Origin of the sequence: Tateyamaria pelophila, assembly GCF_019966495.1 — a bacterium.
In the GTDB taxonomy this organism is placed as follows: domain Bacteria; phylum Pseudomonadota; class Alphaproteobacteria; order Rhodobacterales; family Rhodobacteraceae; genus Tateyamaria; species Tateyamaria pelophila.
In genome coordinates this window covers 1-21359 of sequence record NZ_JAIMIA010000040.1, presented here as the reverse complement: position 1 = coordinate 21359, position 21359 = coordinate 1, and the positions used below count along the sequence as shown (strand labels likewise).

Genomic DNA, 21359 nt, shown 5'->3' with positions numbered 1-21359 from the left:
TATTATCAGACGGCAACCGGCCGAACCTCGGTCACCTCTGGAATATAGTGCCGCAACAGGTTTTCGATGCCCATTTTCAACGTCAAAGTGGACGACGGACAGCCCGCACAGGCCCCTTGCATATGAAGGTACACCACACCGCGATCAAAGCCGTGGAATGTGATGTCGCCTCCATCCTGCGCAACGGCAGGGCGGACACGGCTGTCGAGCAATTCCTTGATCTGGCCGACGACAACGCCGTCTTCGCCGTTATGTTCGGCGTGGCCGGACACGGGCGCATGATCATCATCCATGATCGGCTGACCGGATTGGAAATGCTCCATGATCGCGCCCAGCAAAGCGGGTTTGATGTGATCCCAGTCAACGCTGTCGGCCTTGGTCACGGTGACGAAATCGTTGCCGAAAAACACGCCGGTGACGCCATCGACGGCAAAGATGCGGCCCGCAAGCGGGGATTTCGTGGCGGCCTCGACCGTTGCAAAATCAGCTGTGCCCGTTTCAAGCACGGTCTGGCCGGGCAGGAACTTGAGAGTGGCGGGGTTTGGCGTCGATTCGGTCTGAATGAACATGGGGCATCTCCTGACTGTTACCGTAGGATATGCGGATACGGGACGTTCAAGTCAAGGTTTGGAACGATTCTAAACAGGCGAACACATACGAATATGACGAAATGTGCGCCGGACCGCAGGCAATGGTGTCGCCCCGGTCGCGATCAGGCCGGTTTCGATCAGGTGATCGCTTCCAGACGTTCCTTGCTCAGATCGCCGGGCACAATCGTGATCGGAATCGGCAAGTTGCCCGAATTGCGCGTCAGTTGCGTGACCAACGGGCCGGGGCCCTTCTTGTCGGTGCCTGCGCCCAGGACCAGAACCCCGATATCGGGGTCTTCGCGCACTTGAGAAATGATTTCGTCGACGGGCTGGCCTTCGCGGATCACAAGTTCCGGATCCACGCCCTGTTTGTCGCGCATCCACTTGGCGAAGACTTCGAAATGCGCGTGAATCCGTTCCCGGGCCTCTTCACGCATCACATTTCCGACGCCGATCCAGTGATTGAATTCGTCCGGCGGAATAACCGACAGGATTGCGACCCCGCCACCTGTATTGGACGCCCGCATTGCTGCAAAACGCATAGCGTTCAGACATTCGCGACTGTCATCAAGCACGACCAGAAATTTGCGCATGGTTCCTCCGCTTTCGCGCCGACAATGGCGCAAGCGCTCTGCGCGCGCAAGCGGCATGGTGCGTGCAAAAGCGGAGCGGTGCGCTGTTTAAAACGGTGACAGGGCGCGGTTTTGCCCAATGTTATGACGCGTCAAGGGTCAGGTCGTTGCGGCCCAATCCCAGTACATGTCCCGCACACGGCGGGTGATGGGCCCGATCTGGTAGCTTTTGTCTTCGAACCCGGTCACGGGTGTGACTTTCATCATGTTGCCGGACAAAAACACTTCGTCCGCGTCCGCGAAATCTCCAAACGACAGAACGGCTTCATGCACTTCGATGCCGTCTGCGCGCATGTTGCTCATGTGGCGGGCGCGGGTGATACCCGCCAGGAACGTGCCGTTGGGAATGGGCGTAAAGACGGTACCGTCCTTGACCATGAACACGTTGGCCGTCGCACTTTCCGCGACATTGCCCATGGCATCGGCGACCAGCGCATTGCCGAATCCGTTGCGGCGCGCTTCGGCCAGCATCCGGGCGTTGTTGGGATAGAGGCAACCGGCCTTGGCATTGACGACGTTGTCTTCCAGCACGGGCCGACGGAAGCGGGTGCGCCCCAGCGTGGTCGACGCATTCTGGTCGGCCATCGGCACGGCCTCCAGGCAGATCGCGAACCCGGTTGAGTTTTCCTTTGGCACGATGCCGGATGGATCGCCGTCAATCGCCCAGTACATGGGTCGGATATAGACGGCATCCGAGGCGTCATAGGCTTTCAACCCTTCGCGCACGGCTGCTGCGATATCGGTAGGCTCCATGGTCGGCGTGATCATCAGCGCCTCTGCGGATCGGTTCACCCGGGCGCAGTGCGCCTCGAGATCGGGCGCGCGTCCGTCAAAGAATCGCGCGCCGTCAAAGACCGTGGTGCCAACCCAACTGCCATGGTCCGCCGCGCGCATGATTGCGACGTCTTCGTCATGCCAGGCCCCGTTGAAATAGGTGCGGATTTTGGTGCCAATGCTCATGCGATGTCCTTTCCCTGAACATTTTTCAAGCTATCAGAGACAGGTCAGGCGTCCAGACCTTTTTCTGGGTTAGTCCTTGCGCAACTGATAGGCTCCTTCGGGCAAGTCGAGGGCCGCGGCCAGATCGCGTTGCTGTTCGGGCGACAGGGTGATCCTGACCACCGCATCGGTGCGTGGGTCGTATTGTTCGACCGTGACGCATTCGGCAAAGCTGTTGATCACCACATCTTCTTGCAGCGGGGCCTGCCCGTCGTCGACGAGGGTAATCACGGTGGCGTCGAATTCGTGCTCAATAGTAAACATGGCCCCATGCTAGGACATCCGCGAAGGGTTGCCTAGAGGAACACGGCTGCGTGATGGGGGCTGGAAGCGGGCGTGCGGCGTGATAAACTAATGCCCGTGTATTTCGGGCGAAGGCGTTGGCGTATGTTGCGATGGATGGGGGCATTGGTTGCTGTGACACTGGCGGTGTCCTGTGGGCCTGTTGTTGTGTCCAACACTGCACCGGTCGTACCAACCCAAACCGTCGACACGCCTGATGAGTTGCGTACGTCTGCTCAATCTGCCCGGGCCTTCGCGCAGGTGACACAACGCGTGGAACCCGTAGCCGAGCGCGAATGCCAGTTGCGGACGCGCGGCGTAAACTGCGACTTTCGCATCGTTGTCGATGATCGTCCGCGTCAGCCTGCAAACGCCTATCAAACCCTTGATAAGACCGGACGACCCGTGATCGCCTTTACCGTGGCGCTGATCGAAGATGCGCGCAACGCGGATGAGCTGGCCTTTGTGATGGGCCACGAGGCGGCCCACCATTTGGCCGGCCATATCGAACGGCAGCGCGCAAACGCCGAAGCGGGCGCAGTTATCTTTGGCGGACTGGCCGCGCTGTCAGGGGGCGATTCAACCGCCGTGGAATCGGCCATCAGGATCGGCCAGCAAGTGGGCGCGCGGAGCTATTCGAAGGAATTTGAGCTTGAGGCAGATGCGCTGGGCACCGTCATAACGGCGCGGGCCGGGTATAATCCTTTGGTCGGGGCGGAGTTTTTCAATCGCATTCCGGACCCGGGCGACCGGTTTCTTGGAACGCATCCGCCCAATGCCCAAAGGCTCGAAATCGTGCGGCGCACCGCTGCCGGGCTTTAGGCGAGGCGGCTGCGCCTTTGGCGCAACCGTATGATGAGCCCGAGGATGGACATCACAACCCAAAATCCCTGGATCAGGGCCGCCGCCAGATTGAAGCTGCCTGCAAGGCCGATCAGGACAAAGCTGGCCGCCGTCAGGTTGATTGCGAAATAGATCGCGCAGTTGCTGTTCAACCATTGCAATGTGAGCAGGCCGTAGTTCATCACGTAAAGCGCAAAGCCCAAGAGGCCGATGGTTTCGAGCATGTAAGGTGGCAGTGAAAGGAGCAATTCCATCGCGGATTATCCAATACAATACGGTACTATGAAACTTCAGAAACTGGTCGTTCAATACATCTTTGATACCACGCGCGGCGGTCTCTGTCGGGTCCGGGAATCCTGACCTTGAGGCAATTGGGTCAAATCCTGACGGATCGGGGGTCCAGATACGCTGTGTCCGGCTGCCCGGTCGCAGACCGTGCGGCGGTTGATGCGGCCCTAAGTGAATTGAAAGCCGATCGAAAATACGCCAGGGCCACCCACAATAGCTGGGCCGTCCATCTGAGCGAAGGCGGACCGATCAAGGGGGATGATGGCGAAAGCGGCGCTGGCATGGTGATCATCCGAATGCTTGACCGCGCGGGGCTGCACGATCATCTGATCGTGGTGACCCGCTGGTACGGCGGCAAACACCTCGGAGGTGACCGGTTTCGCCATGTTCAGACCTGTGTGCGTGCCTATCTGGAGGCTCTTTGATCTGAATCAAGGCGAGGGTCCGGCCTGCATGGGACGGTCCGGGTGTACCCAAGGAAAGGGCTAAAGCATGTCTGATCATCGTCTGAAGCGTCACGCCGCACTGGTAGACCGCATGGCATCCGCCCGCGGCATCGATCTCGAAGAGGCCGCAATGCGTGCGCACCTGCAACCCGGCGAGCTGGCCGATATGGTTTTGCGTTGCGCCGGATGCAGCAATGCGGATGGGTGTGAAAAATGGTTGGCCGATCAGGTCGGAGCCGTCTCGGAAACACCTGTGTATTGCCGCAACTCGGAGCAGTTCGGTGAGCTGGCGGTCCGCTCAGGCTGAAACGCCCAATGTGACGGCACCAAAGAAGCAGGCGGATGCACTGAGCACGAAAATGTGCCAGACTGCGTTCTGATAGCGCATGGTGCCGCGCGCGAAGAACACCGCGCCCAGCGTGTACAGCAGGCCACCGCCAACAATCAGTCCGGTCGAAATGCCGGGCAGTGATTGCCACATGGGCCAGATCAGAAGCAAACTGGCCCACCCCATGGCCAGATAAAGCGCGATGGCGCCCGGCGCATCCGGTGACCAAAAGCTGAGCTTGGCAATGGCACCGATCAGCGCCACGGCCCAGACGGCCGCCAGCACGGCATAGGCAAAGCCCGATCCGATCAGAACGACAAGCGGCGTATAGGTCGCGGCGATTTTGATATAGATGGCCGCGTGATCCACACGCCGAAGCGTCGGTCGCATCCGATCCCATGGCAAAAGGTGATAGAGCGCTGACGCAATCAGCGCAAAAACGACGGCTCCGGCATAGATGGTCGTTGCAGTGATCTGGTGCGTAGGCTGGGTCTGGATGACATGGCTGATCAGCGCGGTGCAGGCAATGAGCCCGGCAACCACGCCGATGACATGCACAGACGCATCTGCAAGCGTTTCTCGTGAAGAATGTGGGTATGGCATTTGATTACAGTGCCCTCTGGTCTCAGGTCAGTCCAGCACCGAAGCGCTCAGGACCGGGATGACGTCTCGGCAGGTCGCTTTTGCCGCCGTTTGTGCCAACGGTACAAAAGCGGTGCCAGAATGTGGTCATAGGTCTGCACAGCCAGCCAATAGATTCCTGGCACCGCGACAATCCGCGCCAGCCAGCGATAGCGCGGCATGTCCTGCCACAGGATGATAAAGGCCGGGATGCCGGAATAAAGCACCTCTTCCTTCATCACGTGCAACCGTCGCGCGGCGTCTTCGGTGGTCAGGCCCCACGCCTCCAGTTGGCCTGCATTCAGATCCTGGAACCTAATCGGCAGGGCATGTTGCGCAGAGTAGGCCGCGTAGTGCTCAATCTCTGCCCGGCAGACCGGGCATGCGGCGTTGTACAGAACTTGGGTTTGCTTAGTCATTCCTTGTACGTAATCGGGACCCGCACGCAGACAGCATGGCAAAGCGCCGCATGTCAGCGCGGCTTGTTGCCATCTATCCAGCGCGCCATCATGACCTTGTCCTTGAAACATGCGCTGGGGACTTCACGCCGTTTCAGCCGTGCAATGCGCTCGGCAAATTGCACCTGCTTTGCGCTGGGGTAGTTCGCAAACTGGCCGCTGGGCGTGGCCGGTTTGCTGCGATCAATCCACGCGGAGAGGCCTGCACGATCTCGAAACAATGCGGGCGACAGCTTCAATCCACGCCGCGCAGCGATGGATTTGGCAAAGGCAATCTGTTTTTCCGTCGCCGGTTGTGGCGGCACGATCGGCAACGCCCCTTGGTCAGGGTCAAAAAGGCCGGGCTGATGCGAATGATAGGACATATGCGACACTCCGTTCTCTTGTTGTGAGAACAAAGATAGAACATTAACCCTATATTTACAAGTCCTGACGCGATGACGAACTAAAGCTTGTTGTGCGATCCGTCACAGAGCGGCGCATTCGACGTGGCCTTGCAGCCACAGAAAAATACCTTCTTATTCGCTTCTGCTGTATATTTTATGGGCGCAAATGCGCTGTCTTTATGCGCGCCATCGCAAAACGGCTGCTTTGAAGACTGCCCGCAGGCGCACCAGAAATAGGTTTTTCCGGCCTCGACGTCGACGGGAAAGGGAGCGGTTTGGGCGATCCTTGGAGTGCTCATGACTGTTATTTCCTTTTGCATCAGGTGGTTTGCAGGTTTTGGTTTGGCGCGAACAGATTAAAATTCCGGCTCCGGTGTCAGATCAACGCGCGTGCTTCACACCAACCGTCCCCACAAGTCGTAGTCGCCCGCCTCATCCACGTCGACCGTCACGATATCACCAGCCTTGAGCGCTTCGAAACCTTCATCGATGAACAGGTTTCCGTCGATCTCGGGGGCATCCGCCTTGGTGCGGCACGTTGCGGCGTCTTCATCCACCTCGTCCACGATGACCTGAAGGCGCTGGCCGACCTTCGCGGCCAGCTTGGCCTCGGAAATGGCCGCAGCCTTTTCCATGAACCTGTCCCAACGCTCCTGCTTGACCTCTGCTGCAACGTGGTCGGGCAGGGCGTTCGAACGTGCACCGGCCACGTTTTCGTATTGAAAACAGCCCACGCGATCCAACTGCGCCTCGTCCATCCAATCCAGCAATGTCTGGAACTCGGCCTCCGTCTCGCCGGGATAACCGACGATAAAGGTCGAGCGCAGAGTGAGGTCGGGGCAGATGTCGCGCCACGCGGCAATCTCGTCCAGCGTTTTGGCCGCCGCCGCAGGGCGCGCCATGCGTTTGAGGACATCGGGGTGCGCGTGCTGGAATGGGATGTCGAGATAGGGCAGCACGAGCCCATCCGCCATCAACGGGATCAACTGGCGCACATGCGGATAAGGATAGACGTAATGCAGGCGGACCCACGCCCCGAGTGACCCCAGATCGCGGGCCAGGTCAGTGATGTGCGCCCTGTGAATTGACCCATTTTGGCCCTTTGCCTCGGCATGTTTGATATCAACGCCGTAAGCAGAGGTATCCTGGCTGATCACCAGCAATTCGCGCACGCCGGCCTCCACCAGCTTTTCGGCCTCGCGCATCACCGCACGGGCGGGGCGGCTTGCCAGCCTGCCGCGCATGTCGGGAATGATGCAGAACTTGCACTTGTGATTGCAACCTTCTGAAATCTTGAGATAGCTGAAATGGCGCGGCGTCAGGCTGACACCCGAGGCGGGCAACAGATCGATGAAAGGATCCGGATCCGGCGGCACAGCAGCATGTACTGCGTCCAGCACCTGTTCATATTGATGGGGGCCGGTCACGGCCAGGACTTTTGGGTGCGCGCCGGTGATATAGTCAGGCTCTGCCCCGAGGCAGCCCGTGACGATCACCTTGCCGTTTTCATTCAGCGCTTCGCCGATGGCTTCCAGGCTTTCCGCCTTGGCACTGTCGAGGAAGCCGCACGTGTTCACGATGACCGCATCCGCGCCGCTGTAATCGGGCGAAATGCCGTAGCCTTCGGCGCGCAGGCGGGTCAGGATGCGCTCGCTGTCGACCAGCGCCTTGGGACAGCCAAGACTGACCATGCCGATGGTCGGCTGTCCGTGACGGCGCTGGCCGTCCTGCACCGGTTTCGGCGATGGATCCAGCCTTGCTTTGGGAGCAAGATCGGGGCGGAGATTTGGCGGGTTTGTGCTCATCAGTGCCTCTTATGTGAACTCGGGCGCGGGGAAAAGGGTTGGGGATCACGTATGCGGCACTGTAGGGTCGTTGATAATCGTCGTCAGAACGGAGCAGCCCCATGAAATGGATCATACGCCTGATCGGATTCGTCCTCGTTATTATCCTTGTTGCAGGCGTGTCCCTGTTTTTTCTACCCGCCGACAAGATCGCGAAGCTGGCCGCCGACCAGATCAGGCTGGCCACCGGTCGTAATGTAACCATCAACGGGGACGTGTCGATGACCCTTTGGCCGGTCTTGGGCATCAGCGCCGATGGGCTGGAAGTTGGAAACGCGGACTGGGCACGGCAAGGCCCGATGCTGACCGCAGAGAATACGACGATCGGCGTCGACGCGCTGTCCCTGCTGAGCGGTGAGATCCGCTTTACCAATATCGAAGCGACGCGGCCGACGATCCGGTTGGAGAGCCGCGCGGATGGCCGGGCAAGCTGGATCTTCACCGATGCCAGCGGCGCGGCCCAGATCGAGACGGCGACAAGCCCGGACCGTGCGGCGCAAGCCGTGCTGATCGAGCGGTTGGAAATCACCGATGCGACGCTGATCTACGATGCGGAAGGGGCTGACCTGGTCTCCTATTCCGGCGTCGATCTCACTCTTGACTGGCAGGACCGTCTGGGCGCGGCGGAGATTTCGGCGACGTTGAGCCCGGCAGACAGTGACGTTGATCTTCAAGCCACAATTGACGGCTTCGCGGGTTTTATTGCCGGAGAGGTCCGGCCGTTGGACGTATCGGTCACGGCAGGCGGCGGCACCGCGCGCCTGATCGGGCGCGGCAGCACGGCAGGCGAGGTTGCCGGACAACTGACACTAAATCTGGACAGCACGGACGCGTTTTTCGCAGCCCTTGCCCTGCCGCAACCGAAATTGCCGGCTCGTCTTGGCCGTTCGGTACAGCTGTCGACCGATCTTACACTCACCCCGGATCGACGACTGGCTTTGCGCGCACTGGATGTGGATTTGGGGGGCAATCGATTGGTCGGGGCAGCTGATATCAATTTGAACGGGACACCGCAGATCAACGCGCAATTGCAGGCGGGCGCGTTGGATTTGACCAGCGCGACGCAAAGCGACGGCGGTGGCGCTTCAAGTCCCGCGGGCCAAGGGTGGCCTAAGGATCGCATTGACGCCAGCGCGCTTGCGACCTTCAACGGTCAGATCGCGCTCACGGCGGCCAGCGTTGATCTGGGACAGTTCAATCTTGGAGTAACACGGGTGCTGCTGCGCAATGACCGATCGCGCATGGTGTTCGAATTGCGCGAGGTTGTTGCTTATGATGGGACCGTCACCGGAGAATTTGTAGTCAACAACCGGTCGGGCCTGTCGATGGGGGGCAAGCTTTTGGCGCGGGGCATGGGGATGCAGGGTTTGCTGCGCGATGCCATCGGCTTCGAACGTCTGACCGGGCAGGCGGATGGAGAGCTTTCATTTCTGACTTCGGGCGCGTCGGTAGATGCGCTGATGAACGCGCTTTCGGGCGAGGGTGCCATATCCTTTGGAAAAGGCACGATCATCGGCATTGATCTGGACCGGTTGATGCGGTCCGGGCAAGTGGGTGGAGGCACCACGGTTTTCGACAGTCTCGGCGCGACCTTTGACATGGATGCGGGGGTGCTGCGCAATGATGATCTGCTGCTGAAACTGTCCGCCTATGAGGCGCGCGGCGAGGGGCAGGTGGGTTTGGGCGCGCAAACCATAGACTATACATTTACCCCGATCGCCCTGCGCGCGAATTCTGGCGCGGGCATCGCGATTCCGGTGCGCATACGTGGCCCCTGGGCCAGCCCGCGCATCTTGCCGGATTTGGAAGCGGCGATTGACCTGAACTTTTCCGAAGAGAAGGAGCGCCTCAAACAGGAGGCAGAGACAGCGCTGCGTGAAAGGATCGCCAAGGAACTCAACCTCGGTGATGATTCGGCCGATGATCTCGAAGGGGCCGCTCAGCAGAAATTGGAAAAGGAAATCACAAAGGGCCTGCGCAAGCTCTTTGACTGAGGCCAATGGCGCACCAATGGGTGCGCCTTACGGGGGATCGTCTCGCGTTGCGCCTTAAAACGTCTGGTCGTAATCGCCGACGGATGGCTCTGTCCGGATCACCGCGTCAATGTCCGCAAAGATCGCGCGCAATTCCGCCTCGCTTTCGGGGCTTTCGCAGACCACTACCAGATTTGGCGTGTTTGACGAGGCCCGCACCAGACCCCAGCCACCATTGTCGAGGATGACGCGAGCGCCGTTCACCGTCACTACTTCCTTGATCGCGCGTCCGGCGATCGTGTCGCGGGCTTTGTGCATCGCGGTCAGTTTTTCGACGATGCGGTTCAGCGTGTCGTATTTTTCAAGGTCGGAACAGTAGGGCGACATCGTGGGAGTCGAGTGTGTTTTTGGCAGCGCTTTGCGCAGGTCGGACATCTTCATGCCGGGGTTCCGGTCCATCAGCTTACAGATCTCGACTGCGACCCGCATGCCGCAATCATATCCCCGGCCAATGGGTTCCGCGAAAAAGTAGTGTCCCGATTTTTCAAAACCGGCCAGCGCGCCCAGTTCCTTGACGCGCCGCTTCATATGGCTGTGGCTGGTTTTCCAGTAATCCGCTTTGATGTCGTATTTCCGAAGTTCCGGGTCAGAGGCGAAAAGCCCCGTGGACTTCACGTCCGCCACGATGGTGCTGCCGGGATAAAGCTTGGCCAGATCGCGGGCCATGATGACACCGACCTTGTCGGCAAAGATTTCCTCGCCCTCATCGTCGACCACGCCACAACGGTCCCCGTCGCCGTCAAACCCAAGGGCAAAGTCAGCACCCGACGCTTTGACGCTGGCGGCCATGTCGTGCAGCATCTCCATCGCTTCGGGGTTCGGATTGTAGTGGGGGAAGGTGTAATCGAGGTCATTGTGACTGGGCACAACTTCGACACCGATACGCTCGAACAGGTCAGGGCCGAAGGCGGCAGCGGTGCCGTTGCCCGTGGCGCAGACGACCTTGAGCTTGCGGGTCATTTTGAAATCCCCGGCGAGGTCATCGAGATAGGCTTCGCGCACGCCATCGACGAATTCGTAGCGCCCGCCGGGGCGCGATTCCCCTTCACCGTTCAGAACGATATTGCGCAATTCGCTCATTTCGTCCGGCCCGTGGGTCAGCGGGCGTTCAAAACCCATTTTGACGCCGGTCCATCCGTTGGGATTGTGCGAGGCCGTGACCATGGCCACTGCGGGCACATCCAGATGAAACTGGCTGAAATAGGCCATGGGCGATACGGCCGGGCCGATATCCTTGACGTGAATGCCCGCCTGTACCAAACCGACGATCAGCGCGTTCTTGATGCTCAGCGAATAGTCGCGATAGTCGTTTGCGACGGCGATGACAGGGTCGATCCCGCGGCGCTGCATCTGGGTACCAAGGCCGAGACCGAGGGCGGTGATGCCGGGCAGGTTAATCTCGTCCGGATATTTCCAGCGCGCGTCATATTCGCGAAACCCCGTGGGCGTAATCATCGGATCACGCAGGAATTCCCACGTGTTTTGGGTCACGGTCGCGGCGGGTTTGGTCATTTGCAAAATCTCGGTTGTGATCGTTTCAGATCGAAATGGGATGATCTTTGGCGAGGGCATCGAATTTCATCAGTGTGTCAATCAACTGTGCCATCTGGTCAAGGTAGATCATGTTGGGACCATCGGAGGGCGCACTGTCCGGGTCGGGATGTGTTTCGATGAACACGGCAGCGACCCCGATGGCCACGGCCGCACGCGCCATGACCGGGGCAAATTCACGCTGCCCGCCACTTGACCCGCCCTTGCCGCCCGGTTGCTGGACCGAGTGTGTGGCGTCCATCACGACCGGATAGCCGGTTTGCGCCATTTGCGGCAAGGACCGCATATCTGCCACAAGCGTGTTGTAGCCAAAGGACGTGCCGCGTTCCGTTAGCAAGATGCGCGTGTTGCCCGTGCTTTCGACCTTGGTGATGATGTTGGGCATTTCCCACGGGGCCAGAAACTGACCCTTCTTGATGTTTACCACCGCGCCGGACTTGCCCGCGGCCAGCAACATATCCGTCTGGCGGCACAGGAACGCGGGGATCTGCAAAACATCGGCCACCTCGGCGGCAATGGCGCATTGCGCTTCGGTGTGCACGTCTGTCAGGACAGGCACGCCGATAGTATCCTTGATGGATTGCAATGCCTTGAGGCCTTCGTCCATGCCCAGACCGCGGCGGCCGCCGAGCGATGTGCGGTTCGCCTTGTCGTAGCTTGCCTTGAATATGTATTGCGCACCAACGGCGTCGCAGGCGGCTTTGACGGTGCCTGCGATGTCCTGCCCCATTCCGGCACTTTCAAGGGCACAGGGGCCTGCAATGACCGTTAGGGGGCGGTCGTTGCCGATGACGATATCGGCAAGTTCAACATGTTTCATCTTAGCTGGTTACCTGTTCTCTTAGGATGGACGCGGTAAGCGAGATCATCAGATAGATGCCTGCAAAGACGAGGAAAGCCAAGATCGTGTTTTCGAATGCGCGGGGATAGGACGGTTCCTGGCTGGCCAGGGGCCGCACGGTGTTGTTGAGATAACGCACCTGCCGATTTGCTTCCACGCGGGTCTGTTCAACTTGTTGCAGCGCGGACTGCAGCAATAAATCGCGGGTCGCGAGGTCGGCCTGCGCCATCTGGATGCGCACGGTCAGTTCCGCCAGAGAGTTTTCACCCTGGCTGACATCGGTCATCTTGTTATTGAGAATTTGCAACTGTTCTTTGAGGATATTCAATGTGCTGCGCGCACCATCCACGCGGCTTTGGTTGGGCCGTGCGTTGTTCAGAAGGCTGGCAAGCTCGATTTCCTTGTCGATGACCTGTGTTTCGACGCTGGAGATTTGCGTGCGAATACTCGCGATGACGCTTTGCGGATCAAGGGTCGATCCTTCCAACTGGAGGCGAACAAGTGCCTCTTGTGCGGCGCTGCGCTTCTCTTCCGCCTCTGCAAAGCTGTTCAATGCGTCCTGCATCTGATTTTCGCGCTGATTCAGGCTAACACCATTCAGGCGTTCTTCGGCATAGTCGATGAGTTGTTCGGAGAATTGCATCGCGACCACCGGGTCGGCGGCGATGACCTCCATGCGCACGATGCCTTCGGTAGGATCATAGCCAATTTTGACGTGTTTCTTATACGTTTTGTAGGCCTCTTCATTTGATGGATTCTCTCCCAATCTTTGAATTGGGTCTATCCAGTCTTGCAAAAAATGTGTTTTGAACCCGGCATCCTGATCAAGACGCAACATGGCTTCCTTGGACTGAAGATAGCCTTGCGTCGCAATGGAATCAGAGGCGGAGGCAATCGGTGTGCCGGTCAGCAAAGAACCCAGTCCGCCCCCGCCGGCATTATCGGCGGATGTGATCATGAATTCGGACTTCGTCGAGTACATCGGGGTCGCGATGACAAAGAAATAGTACCCCGCGAGGAACGTAGGCAATGCCACAAAAAAGGCGAGCCTGACCAGAAGCAAGCCCATCTTTCTTCGGCGGCGGCGCGTGATATCGCGCTGAATATTCTGTATTTCCGCCGACCGTCGTTCCGCTGGACTGACTTCCGTCGAGGGGAGTTTTACCTTTTGGGTGGGCATGGTCTGAGGCAATTGCACCTTGCCGGATTCCGAACCGGCCCCGCCTGACTGTGCTGCCAGATTTGCAAATGCGTCGGGTGCACCACCCTCATGTTGTTCGGCTCCGGCTTGCGGCACCACCAGTTCCAGCATGTTGGAACGCTGGAACGGATCAATGCCCCTTTCACGCAGAATACGTACCGCTTCGAAATCTGACTCGGCTTCGAGTTCGTGTTTTTGCGCGACACGTCGGGCCATACGTAGTTGGCGCCCTGTCAGTCCTTCCTTGCGGATATTTTCGATGGTGTTTTCAAGCTCGACCTCGCTGGGCGCGGCCACCTCGTCGGCCGGGGGGGCCTGCGGCGGTTGCACAGGCACAGGTTGCTCGGGCGCCGCCTCGTGCCGCGGCGGGTTGGACGTCGCATTGATGGCGTCGCTGCCCAATGCGGGTGCTGACCGCTTGATGCGGAATTTTCTAGCTTTCCGTTTCGTAGTCATACAGCCGTTTCGCTTCTTCCAATGAGTCGAACATGTGCAGCTTGCCATCCAGCAGGACGGCGGCCGTACGCGCGAATTTTTCGAGCGTCTGGGCCTGGTGCGACACGATAACGATGGTGGTGGTCCGCAGGCGTTCGCGTAATATTTCTCCCGCCTTGCGGTTGAAATCGACGTCGGTGCTGGACGGCATCCCTTCGTCGATCAGATAGATGTCAAAGTCCAGCGCCAACATCAGCGCAAAGGAAAACCGCGCCCGCATACCCGATGAATAGGTGCCCAGGGGCTGATCAAAGTACTCGCCCAGATTGCACAGCCATCTGCAAAAGCTTTCGACGTAATCCGGGTCCAGCCCATAAAGCCGCGCGATATAGCGGCTGTTTTCAAGAGCCGAGATTTTTGGCACAACGCCGCCCATGAACCCCAGCGGAAACGAGATGTTGCACATCCGTCTGATCTCGCCCTCATCAGGCTTTTCCAGGCCGGCCATCATGTTGATCAACGTCGTCTTGCCCGTGCCGTTCGGAGCCAAGACACCCAGTGAGTTCCCCAATTCCACTTTGAAAGACACACGGTCAAGGATCACCTTGCGCTGTGTGCCCGTCCAAAAGGACTTGGATACATTTTCGAACTCAAGCATCCCGTACTCCGCGGTGCACCTTTACTATCCCCCAAATATGGAGGGCATTCCGTTCACTCGTTACCAGAGGTGTATTAACGGTCTCATCACCGGCTGTGCTTGCATTATGTCCAAGTTTAGATCAAATGTACAGTTCTGCGCGGTTCTCGCCGGGTTGCAAAGGACAGCGAAAGGCCCTTTGAGACTAAGGGGTTGGCCAGTTGATCGGGATAAGCAAAGTTGACGCGAGCGAGGGCGTCGTTTGGGAAACGACGCCGGACACCGCGTGGATGCTTGAGAGTGCGTCCCTTGTCGCTGCGTGCCGGACCATTCAAGCGACGATCTGCCAAGCAACGCCAGCGACAATGGACCCGACAAGCGCAAACCCGAGATAGGCGGCAAAGACGCGCGGTTTGACCAGTGCCCAGACCGCGATCGCCGCGGGGATGCAGCTTACTCCGCCGGCCAGCATGAACGACATCGCCGCACCGTTTGACATGCCCTGATCCAGCAGTTCGGCCACAAGCGGGGCTGCCGCATAGCCGTTCAGATACGCAGGCATGCCCACCAGCGCGCCCAAAAGGACCGTCCCCAGACCATCGCCGCCCAAAACGGACGCAATCAGGTTGGCAGGCATATAATGCACCATGATCGCTTCGATCACGTAGGCCAAGGTGAGCCATTTGAGCAGGAAGGCCGCGTTCTCGAGCGCGGTGTCGCGGAAAGTCTGAATGCGCGGGGTTTCTGTCCAGAATTTCCACACAGGCTTGGCCGAAAAGGGTTGCTTTACGCCACAGCACCCGCCGACCGCAGGTTTTTCCCGCAGCGGATCGGCAAAAACAGGGGTCGAGGACAGCAGCAACGTGCCGAACCCGCCCAACATGCCCAAACCGATGGCCGCAGCAGTCTTGGCGAGGGCAAATTCAAGCCCGATTGCGCCGGTGGTGATCGCGAACATCGCCGGGTCCATCAGAGGCGAGGCCAGCCAGAATGCCATGACGGCGCCCAATGGTGCACCCACCGCGAGCAAGGCGGCGATGAAGGGGATCACTTCGCAAGAGCAGAAGGGCGACAAGCCCCCCAAAAGGGCCGCCATGACGATCATGCGGGCAGGATTGCCCTCAAACGCCTTGGCCAGCAGGTTCTCTGCGCCGGTCGCCTTGAGGTAGGCAACCGCGAGGACGGCGAACAGAATAAAGGGAGCCGTGCCCGCCAATGCCTGCGCCGAAAAGATTACCGTGGGGACAAATTGCGGCCAATCCAGAACGGCAACCAGCGCCAACAGGACGGCCGATGCGGCCCATGCGCCGCTGATCCGCTTGCGCCAGTTGATCGGGGTGGGAGTGGTGGTATCAGCCATGGGAATGGTCCTTTGCAGGGGTGGCGCTGTCGGCGCAGCATTCGGTCAGCAAGAAAGTCGCCAGGCTTTGCACCTCGTCAAAGGCGACAGCGGCGCAAATGATGGACCGTCCTTGCCGGGCCTGGGTCACGAGGCCAGCCGTGGCGAGGATTTTGACGTGATGTGTGAGGGTCGATCCGGTCACGCCGGTGCGTTCTCCCAGAACTCCGATGCTCAGACCTTCGGGGCCTGCGCGGACCAGAGTGCGCAACACTGACAGGCGTTGTTCCGACCCAAGTGCGGCAAAGGCGCTGGCCGCGCGGGTGAGGTCCAGCGGGGAGGGTGATTCCATTTTCATATTTCTAGAATTGTCGAAATGAATGCGCATGGCAAGTATTATTTCGAAAATAATCGAAGTGATTGCCTGCGGCGCCGATCCGTTTAGATATCGCTCATGAGCCTGCAAGATGATCTTCGCGCCTGCACGATCTGTGCTGACCGCTTTTCCGCGACCGAAACACGGCATACGCCGCGGCCGGTTGTGTGGTTTCGTTCCGGCGCGCGCATTTTGATCGCGAGCCAGGCACCGGGTGCGCGGGCCCACACGTCGTCACGCCCGTTTACCGACCCCTCTGGTGATCGGTTGCGCGCTTGGATGGATGTCACTGAAACGATATTCTACGATCAGGAAAAGATTGCCATCGTGCCGATGGCCTTCTGCTTTCCCGGTTATGATGCCAAGGGTAGTGACCGGCCGCCGCCCAAAATCTGCGCCAGCACATGGCGGGCTCCGGTGCTCAAGCATGTGGGCGATGTGCCCCTTGTCTTGCTGATCGGTGGATATGCGCAATCGTGGCATCTGGGGACAAAGACCAAAGTTACCGATACGGTCGCGGCATGGCGTGACCATGCGCCCCACGCCTTTCCCTTGCCCCATCCGTCCTGGCGCAATACCGGTTGGATCAGGAATAACCCGTGGTTCGCGGCGGATGTGCTGCCCGCCCTGCGCGCACGGGTCAAAGAGGTGCTGCAATGACTGAAACAGTTTTGGATGCTGCCCATGCGACGATGACTGCGAACCCGCAGGATGATGGCGCACGGTTGCGGTTCTATGAACGGCTGGGCGATGCCGAGCTTTATCTGCTGTTGGAAGGTGAGGCCGAGGACGACAAGGTCACGCCGCAGATCTTCGATCCCGGCACGGGCCAGATTGTTCTGGTCTTTGACCGTGCGGAACGGCTGACGCAGTTTGTCGGCGAGGCGGCCCCCTATGCGTCGCTGTCGGGTCGGATCATCGCCGGGCTGCTGGCCGAGCAGGGGCTTGGCCTTGGGGTGAACCTTGATGTGGCGCCGTCCGCGTTCTTGCTGGATGCCGATGGCGTTGCATGGCTGGCCCAGACGCTGGAGCATAGCCCGGACCAAGTCGAAGCGCAGATTGCGGAGCTTTCGGCGCCCAAGGGCCTGCCGGATGCGTTGATTTCGGCCATCGATACGAAGCTGGCCACGGCAACGGGGCTTGCGCAAATGGCCTATCTCGTGGGGACCAGTGATGCGGACGCAAAGCGCGGGCATATGTTGGCCTTTGTCGGGGCGGCGCCGGGGGCGGAGGCTGCTCTGGCGCGGGCCGCGTCCGAGGCGCTGACGTTTTCGGGCATCGAGGCAGGGGCCATGGATGTCGGCTTTTTCGATGCGGCCGACGCAATGACGGCGCGGCTTGCGCGCGTTGGCTTGCGCTTTGACCTGCCGCAACCGGCACTTGTAAGCGCGCCCGAGGTCATCGCGCCGGGGTCTGATCCCGCCAAGCCGCCGCGATTGCGGTGACCATTGCGCAGGTCTCATCACGGGAATTGCCCGTAAGTCACTTCGCCGCGAGGCGGGCTGCACGCGGCGCCAGAACCAGCCTATCGTAGCGACACCCGCGCATTGACCCGAAGCGCGGCATATTCTGGATGCAAGGATGCCCCAACCATGATGAACCGTTTTACCCTGACCATTGCTGCCGCCGCCAGCGCGCTGGCTTTTGCCACATCCGCCTTTGCGGGCGATCAATATGTTGACCAGACCGGCTTTGCCGTCTCGGGCTACGACGTTGTGGCCTATTTCAGCCTGCCTTCGAATCCTGTTGGTACAGCCCAGACAGCCGGCGTGCCCGGCAAGGCATCGATCACGGCCGACTATAACGGCGCGACCTTCGCCTTCGCGACCGAGGAAAATCGCGACACGTTCCTCGCGGATCCTGCCAAATATGCCCCGCAATATGACGGCCACTGCGCTTATGGCGTGGCCAAGGGCGGCAAGGTGCCGGGCAATCCAAACCTGTGGCGGATCGTGGATGACAAGCTGTATCTCAATATCACCGATGTCGTCGTGGGCTTCTGGGAAGAAGACATTCCCGGCAACCTGACCCTGTCGGAAAGCAATTGGGTGTCGATTGACCCCGAGCCCGCCTCGACCAACCCGATCCCGAAATTTACCAGCGCCGCTCCGGAAAGCTGAGAATGACGGACCCGGCGGGCACACCCACTCCTGATCGGGCCAAGGCCCCGGCGCGGTTCACGCGCCGGGGTTTAGGTCTTTTTGGGGGGGCCGCATTGATCGGGGGCACGGTCTTTGGCGCGCGCTGGTTCAACTTGACCGCGCATGCCGGTGGCGGAGGCACGCTGAGCACGCCCGACGCGCATCAAGCGGCGGCATCGGGCGAGGTGCTGCTGGTGGATATCAGGCGCCCGGATGAATGGTCGCGCACAGGTGTCGGCGCAGGGGCGGTCCCGCTGGACATGCGCCGCGCGGATTTCACAGATGCGCTTTTGGTTCAGACCGAAGGCCGCACAGATATGCCCGTGGCCCTGATCTGCGCGCGGGGCGTGCGGTCGCGGGCGCTGAGCAATCGTTTGCGCAGTGCGGGGTTCACGAACATCATCGATGTGCCGGAAGGCATGCTCGGGTCCGGCGCGGGTCCAGGCTGGTTGAAACGGGGCTTGCCGACGGTTGTGTGGCAAGGCGGCTAGTGCGCAGGGAACATGCCCGCCCGCCGTCATGACCGCGACCGGTGCGGCGGATCAGAACCCGGCGGCCATCCCGTCCTTGCGTGGGTCCGACCCCGCAGCATAGCCCCCGCCCGGCAAACGACAGACCAGCTGCGCACCGCCAAAGCCGAACGCGTTGTCCGGCGCTTCCAGGGAGATGACGTGCCCAAGTGCGGCCAGCGCGTCGAGCGTCGGTTGCGGCATGGTATCCTCGCAGGCAATCTCGAGGCCTTGGGTCACCCGCCAGCGCGGCGCGTCGGCGGCCATCTGCGGATCTTGTCCCCAGATTTGCGTGCGCAGTACCATCTGCACATGCCCCTGCGCCTGCATCGGCCCACCCATCACGCCAAAGCTCATCAGCGGGCCATCGGCCCCCATCAGAAAGCCGGGAATGATGGTGTGAAAGGGCCGCTTGTTCGGACCAACCCGGTTGGGGCTGTCCGGATCAAGGGTAAAGCCCGCGCCCCGGTTTTGCAGGCTGATACCGGTGCCCGGAACCACCACGCCAGAGCCAAAGCCCGCATAGTTCGACTGAATGAACGACACCATCATTCCCGACGCATCCGCCACCGTAAGATAGACGGTGCCGCCGTTCTTGGGCGCGCCTGCGCCGAAATCCTGCGCGCGGGCCTCGTCGATCAGGGTCGCGCGGCTGGCGAGGTAAGCGTCGTCGAGCAAGGCTTCGGACGTGACTCCGGTCATGTGATCACCGTCGGCGACATAGGTTTCAGCGTCGGAAAGCGCGAGTTTCATCGCTTCGATCTGAAGATGGAAGGCCAGCGGATCGTCCGCATCAAGGTCGCGGATCCGGGTGTGAGACAGGATACCCATCGCCATGAGCGCCGCGATGCCTTGACCGTTGGGTGGGATCTCGTGCAGTTCCAGATCATCGAATCCTTTGGAAATCGTGCCGCACCAATCGGGTTTGTGAGCGGCCATGTCTTCGACGGTGAGGGCTGCGCCATGTTCTGCCGCGTATGCACAGATTTCCTGCGCCAGTTCGCCCTCATAGAACGCCTTTCCGTCCGTTTCGGCGATCATCCGATACGTCCGCGCCAGAGGCTTGCTCACGAACCTTTCGCCCGCTTGCGGTGGCTTGCCACCAGGCAGGAAGCCTTCGGCAAATCCGGGCTGGTCGCTGAGCGTTTCGGCGGCCCGTCGCCACAACTCGGCGACTTTGGGAGACACGATAAAGCCGTTCTCGGCATAGCCGATGGCCGGGGCAAAGAGATCGGCAAAGGGCAGCTTGCCGAACCGTTCAGACAGCGCGACCCACGCGGACACCGCGCCCGGCACCGTGACGCTTTCCCAGCCGCGAAACGGCATCTTGTCATGCGTGGCAAACCGGTCCGGGCTCCAGGCTGCGGGCGATCGGCCCGAAGCATTCAACCCGTGCAACTGCGCCCCATCCCACACGATCGCAAACGCATCCGAGCCGACGCCATTCCCTGTGGGCTCAACCAAAGTCAGCGTGATGGCCGTCGCAATCGCGGCATCCACCGCGTTGCCACCTTTGGCCAGCATCGCCAGACCTGCCTGTGTCGCCAGAGGTTGCGACGCGGCGACGATGTTGTCAGCCAGAACCGCTGAGCGGCGCGAAGGGTAATGATGGGTGGCGCGGATATCCATTGCGCATGTTCCTTTTGGGGCCTTGTGGAGGCTTTTCGTTTGTCCTGGGGTGCTGCCGATGTCAGGGTATCAGGCGGGCGGGTCGGCGTAAGACTGTGATTTTAAATTGTTCTCTTTGCGATACTGTTCCGACTTTGCGATGGCGGCGTCCAAGGGCGTGCGATCTGTCATACCGGAAAAATTGTCCGATGTGGCCATCGATTTCGCAAACAGCATATAGCGTTCTTCGCTGACGGCCAGCAAACGACGCAACTCTGCCAGGGGATCCGCATGATCATCCGCCCGAATGTCGATATAGGCGTAGGGCTGGCCTGCGTGAATCACAAGGGCTGCGGCCTGTTTGCCGCGCTTGTCACCGCCTGCGGCTTCGCCCGCCTCCATCGCGGTCAGCAAACGGTCGGCAAAGGGCAAGTCGGGGTGGGCGAGATAGCTGGCAAGCGTATCCTCAATGACCTCTGGCCCAACCAGCATATTGCCCGCCACCGAGATATCCGGGGCCGACACATGTCCGGCCCAAGGGACACAATCGGCGCCCGTATGCTGTACCATTTGACCATCCGGGGCGAGGAAATGCGCCTGCCGCGACGCTTGACCGCCATCCCGGTCCAGAAAATCGGCGAGGATCGCAATGGGAGCCTCGCCCGCGTCCAGACGCGACAATCCTTCGATGCCCCAAAGCGGATTCACAAAGGCCTGACTGGCAACGGCGGCGGTGGCCGAGACCCAAGGCACCTGGACGCCGCAGGCAAAGAAACGGCTGGCCACTGCAATCCCGATCTCTCCGGTTTCGGGGTGCCTTGCGACGATGGAATATGTCATGGAACGTGCCTTTGTATGCTTCAGTCGGTCGGACGCCCGAGATATTGACCGTCACCACCTGTGTCCTGTCTGCTTACAGCACTGGCGATGAGGGTTATCTACGCTTTTTGCCAAAATTTCGGGCAATCCTC

Annotated in this window: 26 protein-coding genes; 8 read left to right on the top strand and 18 right to left on the bottom strand. The window is 60.1% G+C overall.

Going from position 1 to position 21359, the window contains the following annotated elements; genetic code table 11:
* Positions 1-5: 5 nt before the first annotated feature.
* The 4 genes from LC354_RS13700 to LC354_RS13685 form a co-directional block, all read right to left on the bottom strand.
* A complete protein-coding gene (locus tag LC354_RS13700; RefSeq protein WP_223424715.1) occupies positions 6-569 on the bottom strand; it encodes a NifU family protein in 564 nt (187 codons plus the stop codon).
* 158 nt (positions 570-727) lie between these two features.
* Positions 728-1183 (bottom strand): universal stress protein, encoded by a 456-nt coding sequence (locus tag LC354_RS13695; protein WP_223424713.1) that lies wholly within the window; start codon positions 1181-1183, stop codon positions 728-730.
* Positions 1184-1321: 138 nt separating this feature from the next.
* The gene (locus tag LC354_RS13690) at positions 1322-2182 is read right to left on the bottom strand and encodes a branched-chain amino acid aminotransferase (RefSeq protein WP_223424712.1); all 861 of its coding nucleotides are present in this window, start codon (positions 2180-2182) and stop codon (positions 1322-1324) included.
* Positions 2183-2251: 69 nt separating this feature from the next.
* A complete protein-coding gene (locus tag LC354_RS13685) occupies positions 2252-2485 on the bottom strand; it encodes a hypothetical protein (protein WP_223424710.1) in 234 nt (77 codons plus the stop codon).
* 126 nt (positions 2486-2611) lie between these two features.
* On the opposite strand from LC354_RS13685, the gene LC354_RS13680 reads away from it, so the two are divergent.
* Complete coding sequence (locus LC354_RS13680) at positions 2612-3325, top strand: M48 family metallopeptidase (protein ID WP_399203567.1); 714 nt, start codon at positions 2612-2614, stop codon at positions 3323-3325.
* On the opposite strand, the gene LC354_RS13675 is transcribed toward LC354_RS13680, so the two are convergent.
* Entirely contained in the window at positions 3322-3600 is a 279-nt protein-coding gene (locus tag LC354_RS13675) for a CBU_0592 family membrane protein (protein WP_223424707.1), read from the bottom strand. The two genes, LC354_RS13680 and LC354_RS13675, sit on opposite strands and share 4 nt — an antisense overlap.
* 108 nt (positions 3601-3708) lie before the next feature.
* Here LC354_RS13675 and LC354_RS13670 point away from each other — a divergent pair, with 108 nt between their 5' ends.
* Both LC354_RS13670 and LC354_RS13665 read left to right on the top strand, forming a co-directional pair.
* Positions 3709-4059, top strand: coding sequence for a YigZ family protein (locus LC354_RS13670; RefSeq protein WP_223424705.1), 351 nt, complete (start codon positions 3709-3711; stop codon positions 4057-4059).
* 67 nt (positions 4060-4126) lie between these two features.
* Positions 4127-4387, top strand: coding sequence for a DUF6455 family protein (locus LC354_RS13665; protein WP_223424704.1), 261 nt, complete (start codon positions 4127-4129; stop codon positions 4385-4387).
* Here the strand turns inward: LC354_RS13665 and trhA are convergent.
* The 5 genes from trhA to rimO form a co-directional block, all read right to left on the bottom strand.
* The gene (gene trhA, locus LC354_RS13660; protein ID WP_223424702.1) at positions 4379-5011 is read right to left on the bottom strand and encodes a PAQR family membrane homeostasis protein TrhA; all 633 of its coding nucleotides are present in this window, start codon (positions 5009-5011) and stop codon (positions 4379-4381) included. The genes LC354_RS13665 and trhA overlap by 9 nt on opposite strands.
* 47 nt (positions 5012-5058) lie before the next feature.
* Positions 5059-5448 carry a thiol-disulfide oxidoreductase DCC family protein gene (locus LC354_RS13655; protein WP_223424700.1) on the bottom strand — a complete coding sequence of 130 codons (390 nt, stop codon included), beginning with the start codon at positions 5446-5448 and terminating at the stop codon, positions 5059-5061.
* Positions 5449-5501: 53 nt separating this feature from the next.
* On the bottom strand, positions 5502-5852 hold the full coding sequence (locus LC354_RS13650; RefSeq protein ID WP_223424698.1) for a hypothetical protein: 351 nt from the start codon (positions 5850-5852) through the stop codon (positions 5502-5504).
* An 80-nt stretch (positions 5853-5932) separates the two neighbouring features.
* Positions 5933-6172 carry a CDGSH iron-sulfur domain-containing protein gene (locus LC354_RS13645; RefSeq protein WP_223424696.1) on the bottom strand — a complete coding sequence of 80 codons (240 nt, stop codon included), beginning with the start codon at positions 6170-6172 and terminating at the stop codon, positions 5933-5935.
* A gap of 96 nt (positions 6173-6268) precedes the next feature.
* Positions 6269-7678 (bottom strand): 30S ribosomal protein S12 methylthiotransferase RimO, encoded by a 1410-nt coding sequence (gene rimO / locus LC354_RS13640; protein ID WP_223424694.1) that lies wholly within the window; start codon positions 7676-7678, stop codon positions 6269-6271.
* A 101-nt stretch (positions 7679-7779) separates the two neighbouring features.
* Here rimO and LC354_RS13635 point away from each other — a divergent pair, with 101 nt between their 5' ends.
* Positions 7780-9711 carry an AsmA family protein gene (locus LC354_RS13635; RefSeq protein WP_223424693.1) on the top strand — a complete coding sequence of 644 codons (1932 nt, stop codon included), beginning with the start codon at positions 7780-7782 and terminating at the stop codon, positions 9709-9711.
* A gap of 54 nt (positions 9712-9765) precedes the next feature.
* Here the strand turns inward: LC354_RS13635 and LC354_RS13630 are convergent, their stop codons facing one another.
* The 6 genes from LC354_RS13630 to LC354_RS13605 form a co-directional block, all read right to left on the bottom strand.
* A complete protein-coding gene (locus LC354_RS13630; protein ID WP_223424691.1) occupies positions 9766-11262 on the bottom strand; it encodes a phosphomannomutase/phosphoglucomutase in 1497 nt (498 codons plus the stop codon).
* Positions 11263-11287: 25 nt separating this feature from the next.
* Positions 11288-12121, bottom strand: coding sequence for a 3-deoxy-8-phosphooctulonate synthase (gene kdsA, locus LC354_RS13625; protein ID WP_223424689.1), 834 nt, complete (start codon positions 12119-12121; stop codon positions 11288-11290).
* A 1-nt stretch (position 12122) separates the two neighbouring features.
* Positions 12123-13799 (bottom strand): capsule biosynthesis protein, encoded by a 1677-nt coding sequence (locus tag LC354_RS13620; RefSeq protein ID WP_223424687.1) that lies wholly within the window; start codon positions 13797-13799, stop codon positions 12123-12125.
* A complete protein-coding gene (locus tag LC354_RS13615) occupies positions 13777-14436 on the bottom strand; it encodes an ABC transporter ATP-binding protein (protein ID WP_223424685.1) in 660 nt (219 codons plus the stop codon). The genes LC354_RS13620 and LC354_RS13615 overlap by 23 nt, the downstream gene beginning before the upstream one ends.
* 310 nt (positions 14437-14746) lie before the next feature.
* A complete protein-coding gene (locus LC354_RS13610) occupies positions 14747-15775 on the bottom strand; it encodes a permease (RefSeq protein WP_223424683.1) in 1029 nt (342 codons plus the stop codon).
* Positions 15768-16112 (bottom strand): ArsR/SmtB family transcription factor, encoded by a 345-nt coding sequence (locus tag LC354_RS13605; RefSeq protein ID WP_223424744.1) that lies wholly within the window; start codon positions 16110-16112, stop codon positions 15768-15770. Before LC354_RS13605 ends, LC354_RS13610 begins: the two co-directional genes overlap by 8 nt.
* 96 nt (positions 16113-16208) lie before the next feature.
* Between LC354_RS13605 and LC354_RS13600 the strand changes: the two genes are divergently transcribed.
* The 4 genes from LC354_RS13600 to LC354_RS13585 all read left to right on the top strand — a co-directional run bounded on the left by LC354_RS13600 (position 16209) and on the right by LC354_RS13585 (position 18762).
* Positions 16209-16790, top strand: a complete 582-nt coding sequence (locus tag LC354_RS13600; RefSeq protein ID WP_223424682.1) for a uracil-DNA glycosylase family protein — start codon at positions 16209-16211, stop codon at positions 16788-16790.
* Positions 16787-17575 (top strand): SseB family protein, encoded by a 789-nt coding sequence (locus tag LC354_RS13595; protein WP_223424680.1) that lies wholly within the window; start codon positions 16787-16789, stop codon positions 17573-17575. The genes LC354_RS13600 and LC354_RS13595 overlap by 4 nt, the downstream gene beginning before the upstream one ends.
* 150 nt (positions 17576-17725) lie before the next feature.
* Positions 17726-18250 (top strand): YHS domain-containing (seleno)protein, encoded by a 525-nt coding sequence (locus tag LC354_RS13590; protein WP_223424743.1) that lies wholly within the window; start codon positions 17726-17728, stop codon positions 18248-18250.
* A gap of 2 nt (positions 18251-18252) precedes the next feature.
* Positions 18253-18762 (top strand): rhodanese-like domain-containing protein, encoded by a 510-nt coding sequence (locus tag LC354_RS13585; RefSeq protein WP_223424679.1) that lies wholly within the window; start codon positions 18253-18255, stop codon positions 18760-18762.
* Positions 18763-18813: 51 nt separating this feature from the next.
* On the opposite strand, the gene LC354_RS13580 is transcribed toward LC354_RS13585, so the two are convergent.
* Complete coding sequence (locus LC354_RS13580) at positions 18814-20409, bottom strand: gamma-glutamyltransferase family protein (RefSeq protein WP_223424677.1); 1596 nt, start codon at positions 20407-20409, stop codon at positions 18814-18816.
* Between the two features lie 69 nt (positions 20410-20478).
* Positions 20479-21228, bottom strand: a complete 750-nt coding sequence (locus LC354_RS13575; RefSeq protein ID WP_223424676.1) for a DUF1028 domain-containing protein — start codon at positions 21226-21228, stop codon at positions 20479-20481.
* Between the last annotated feature and the right edge of the window lie 131 nt (positions 21229-21359).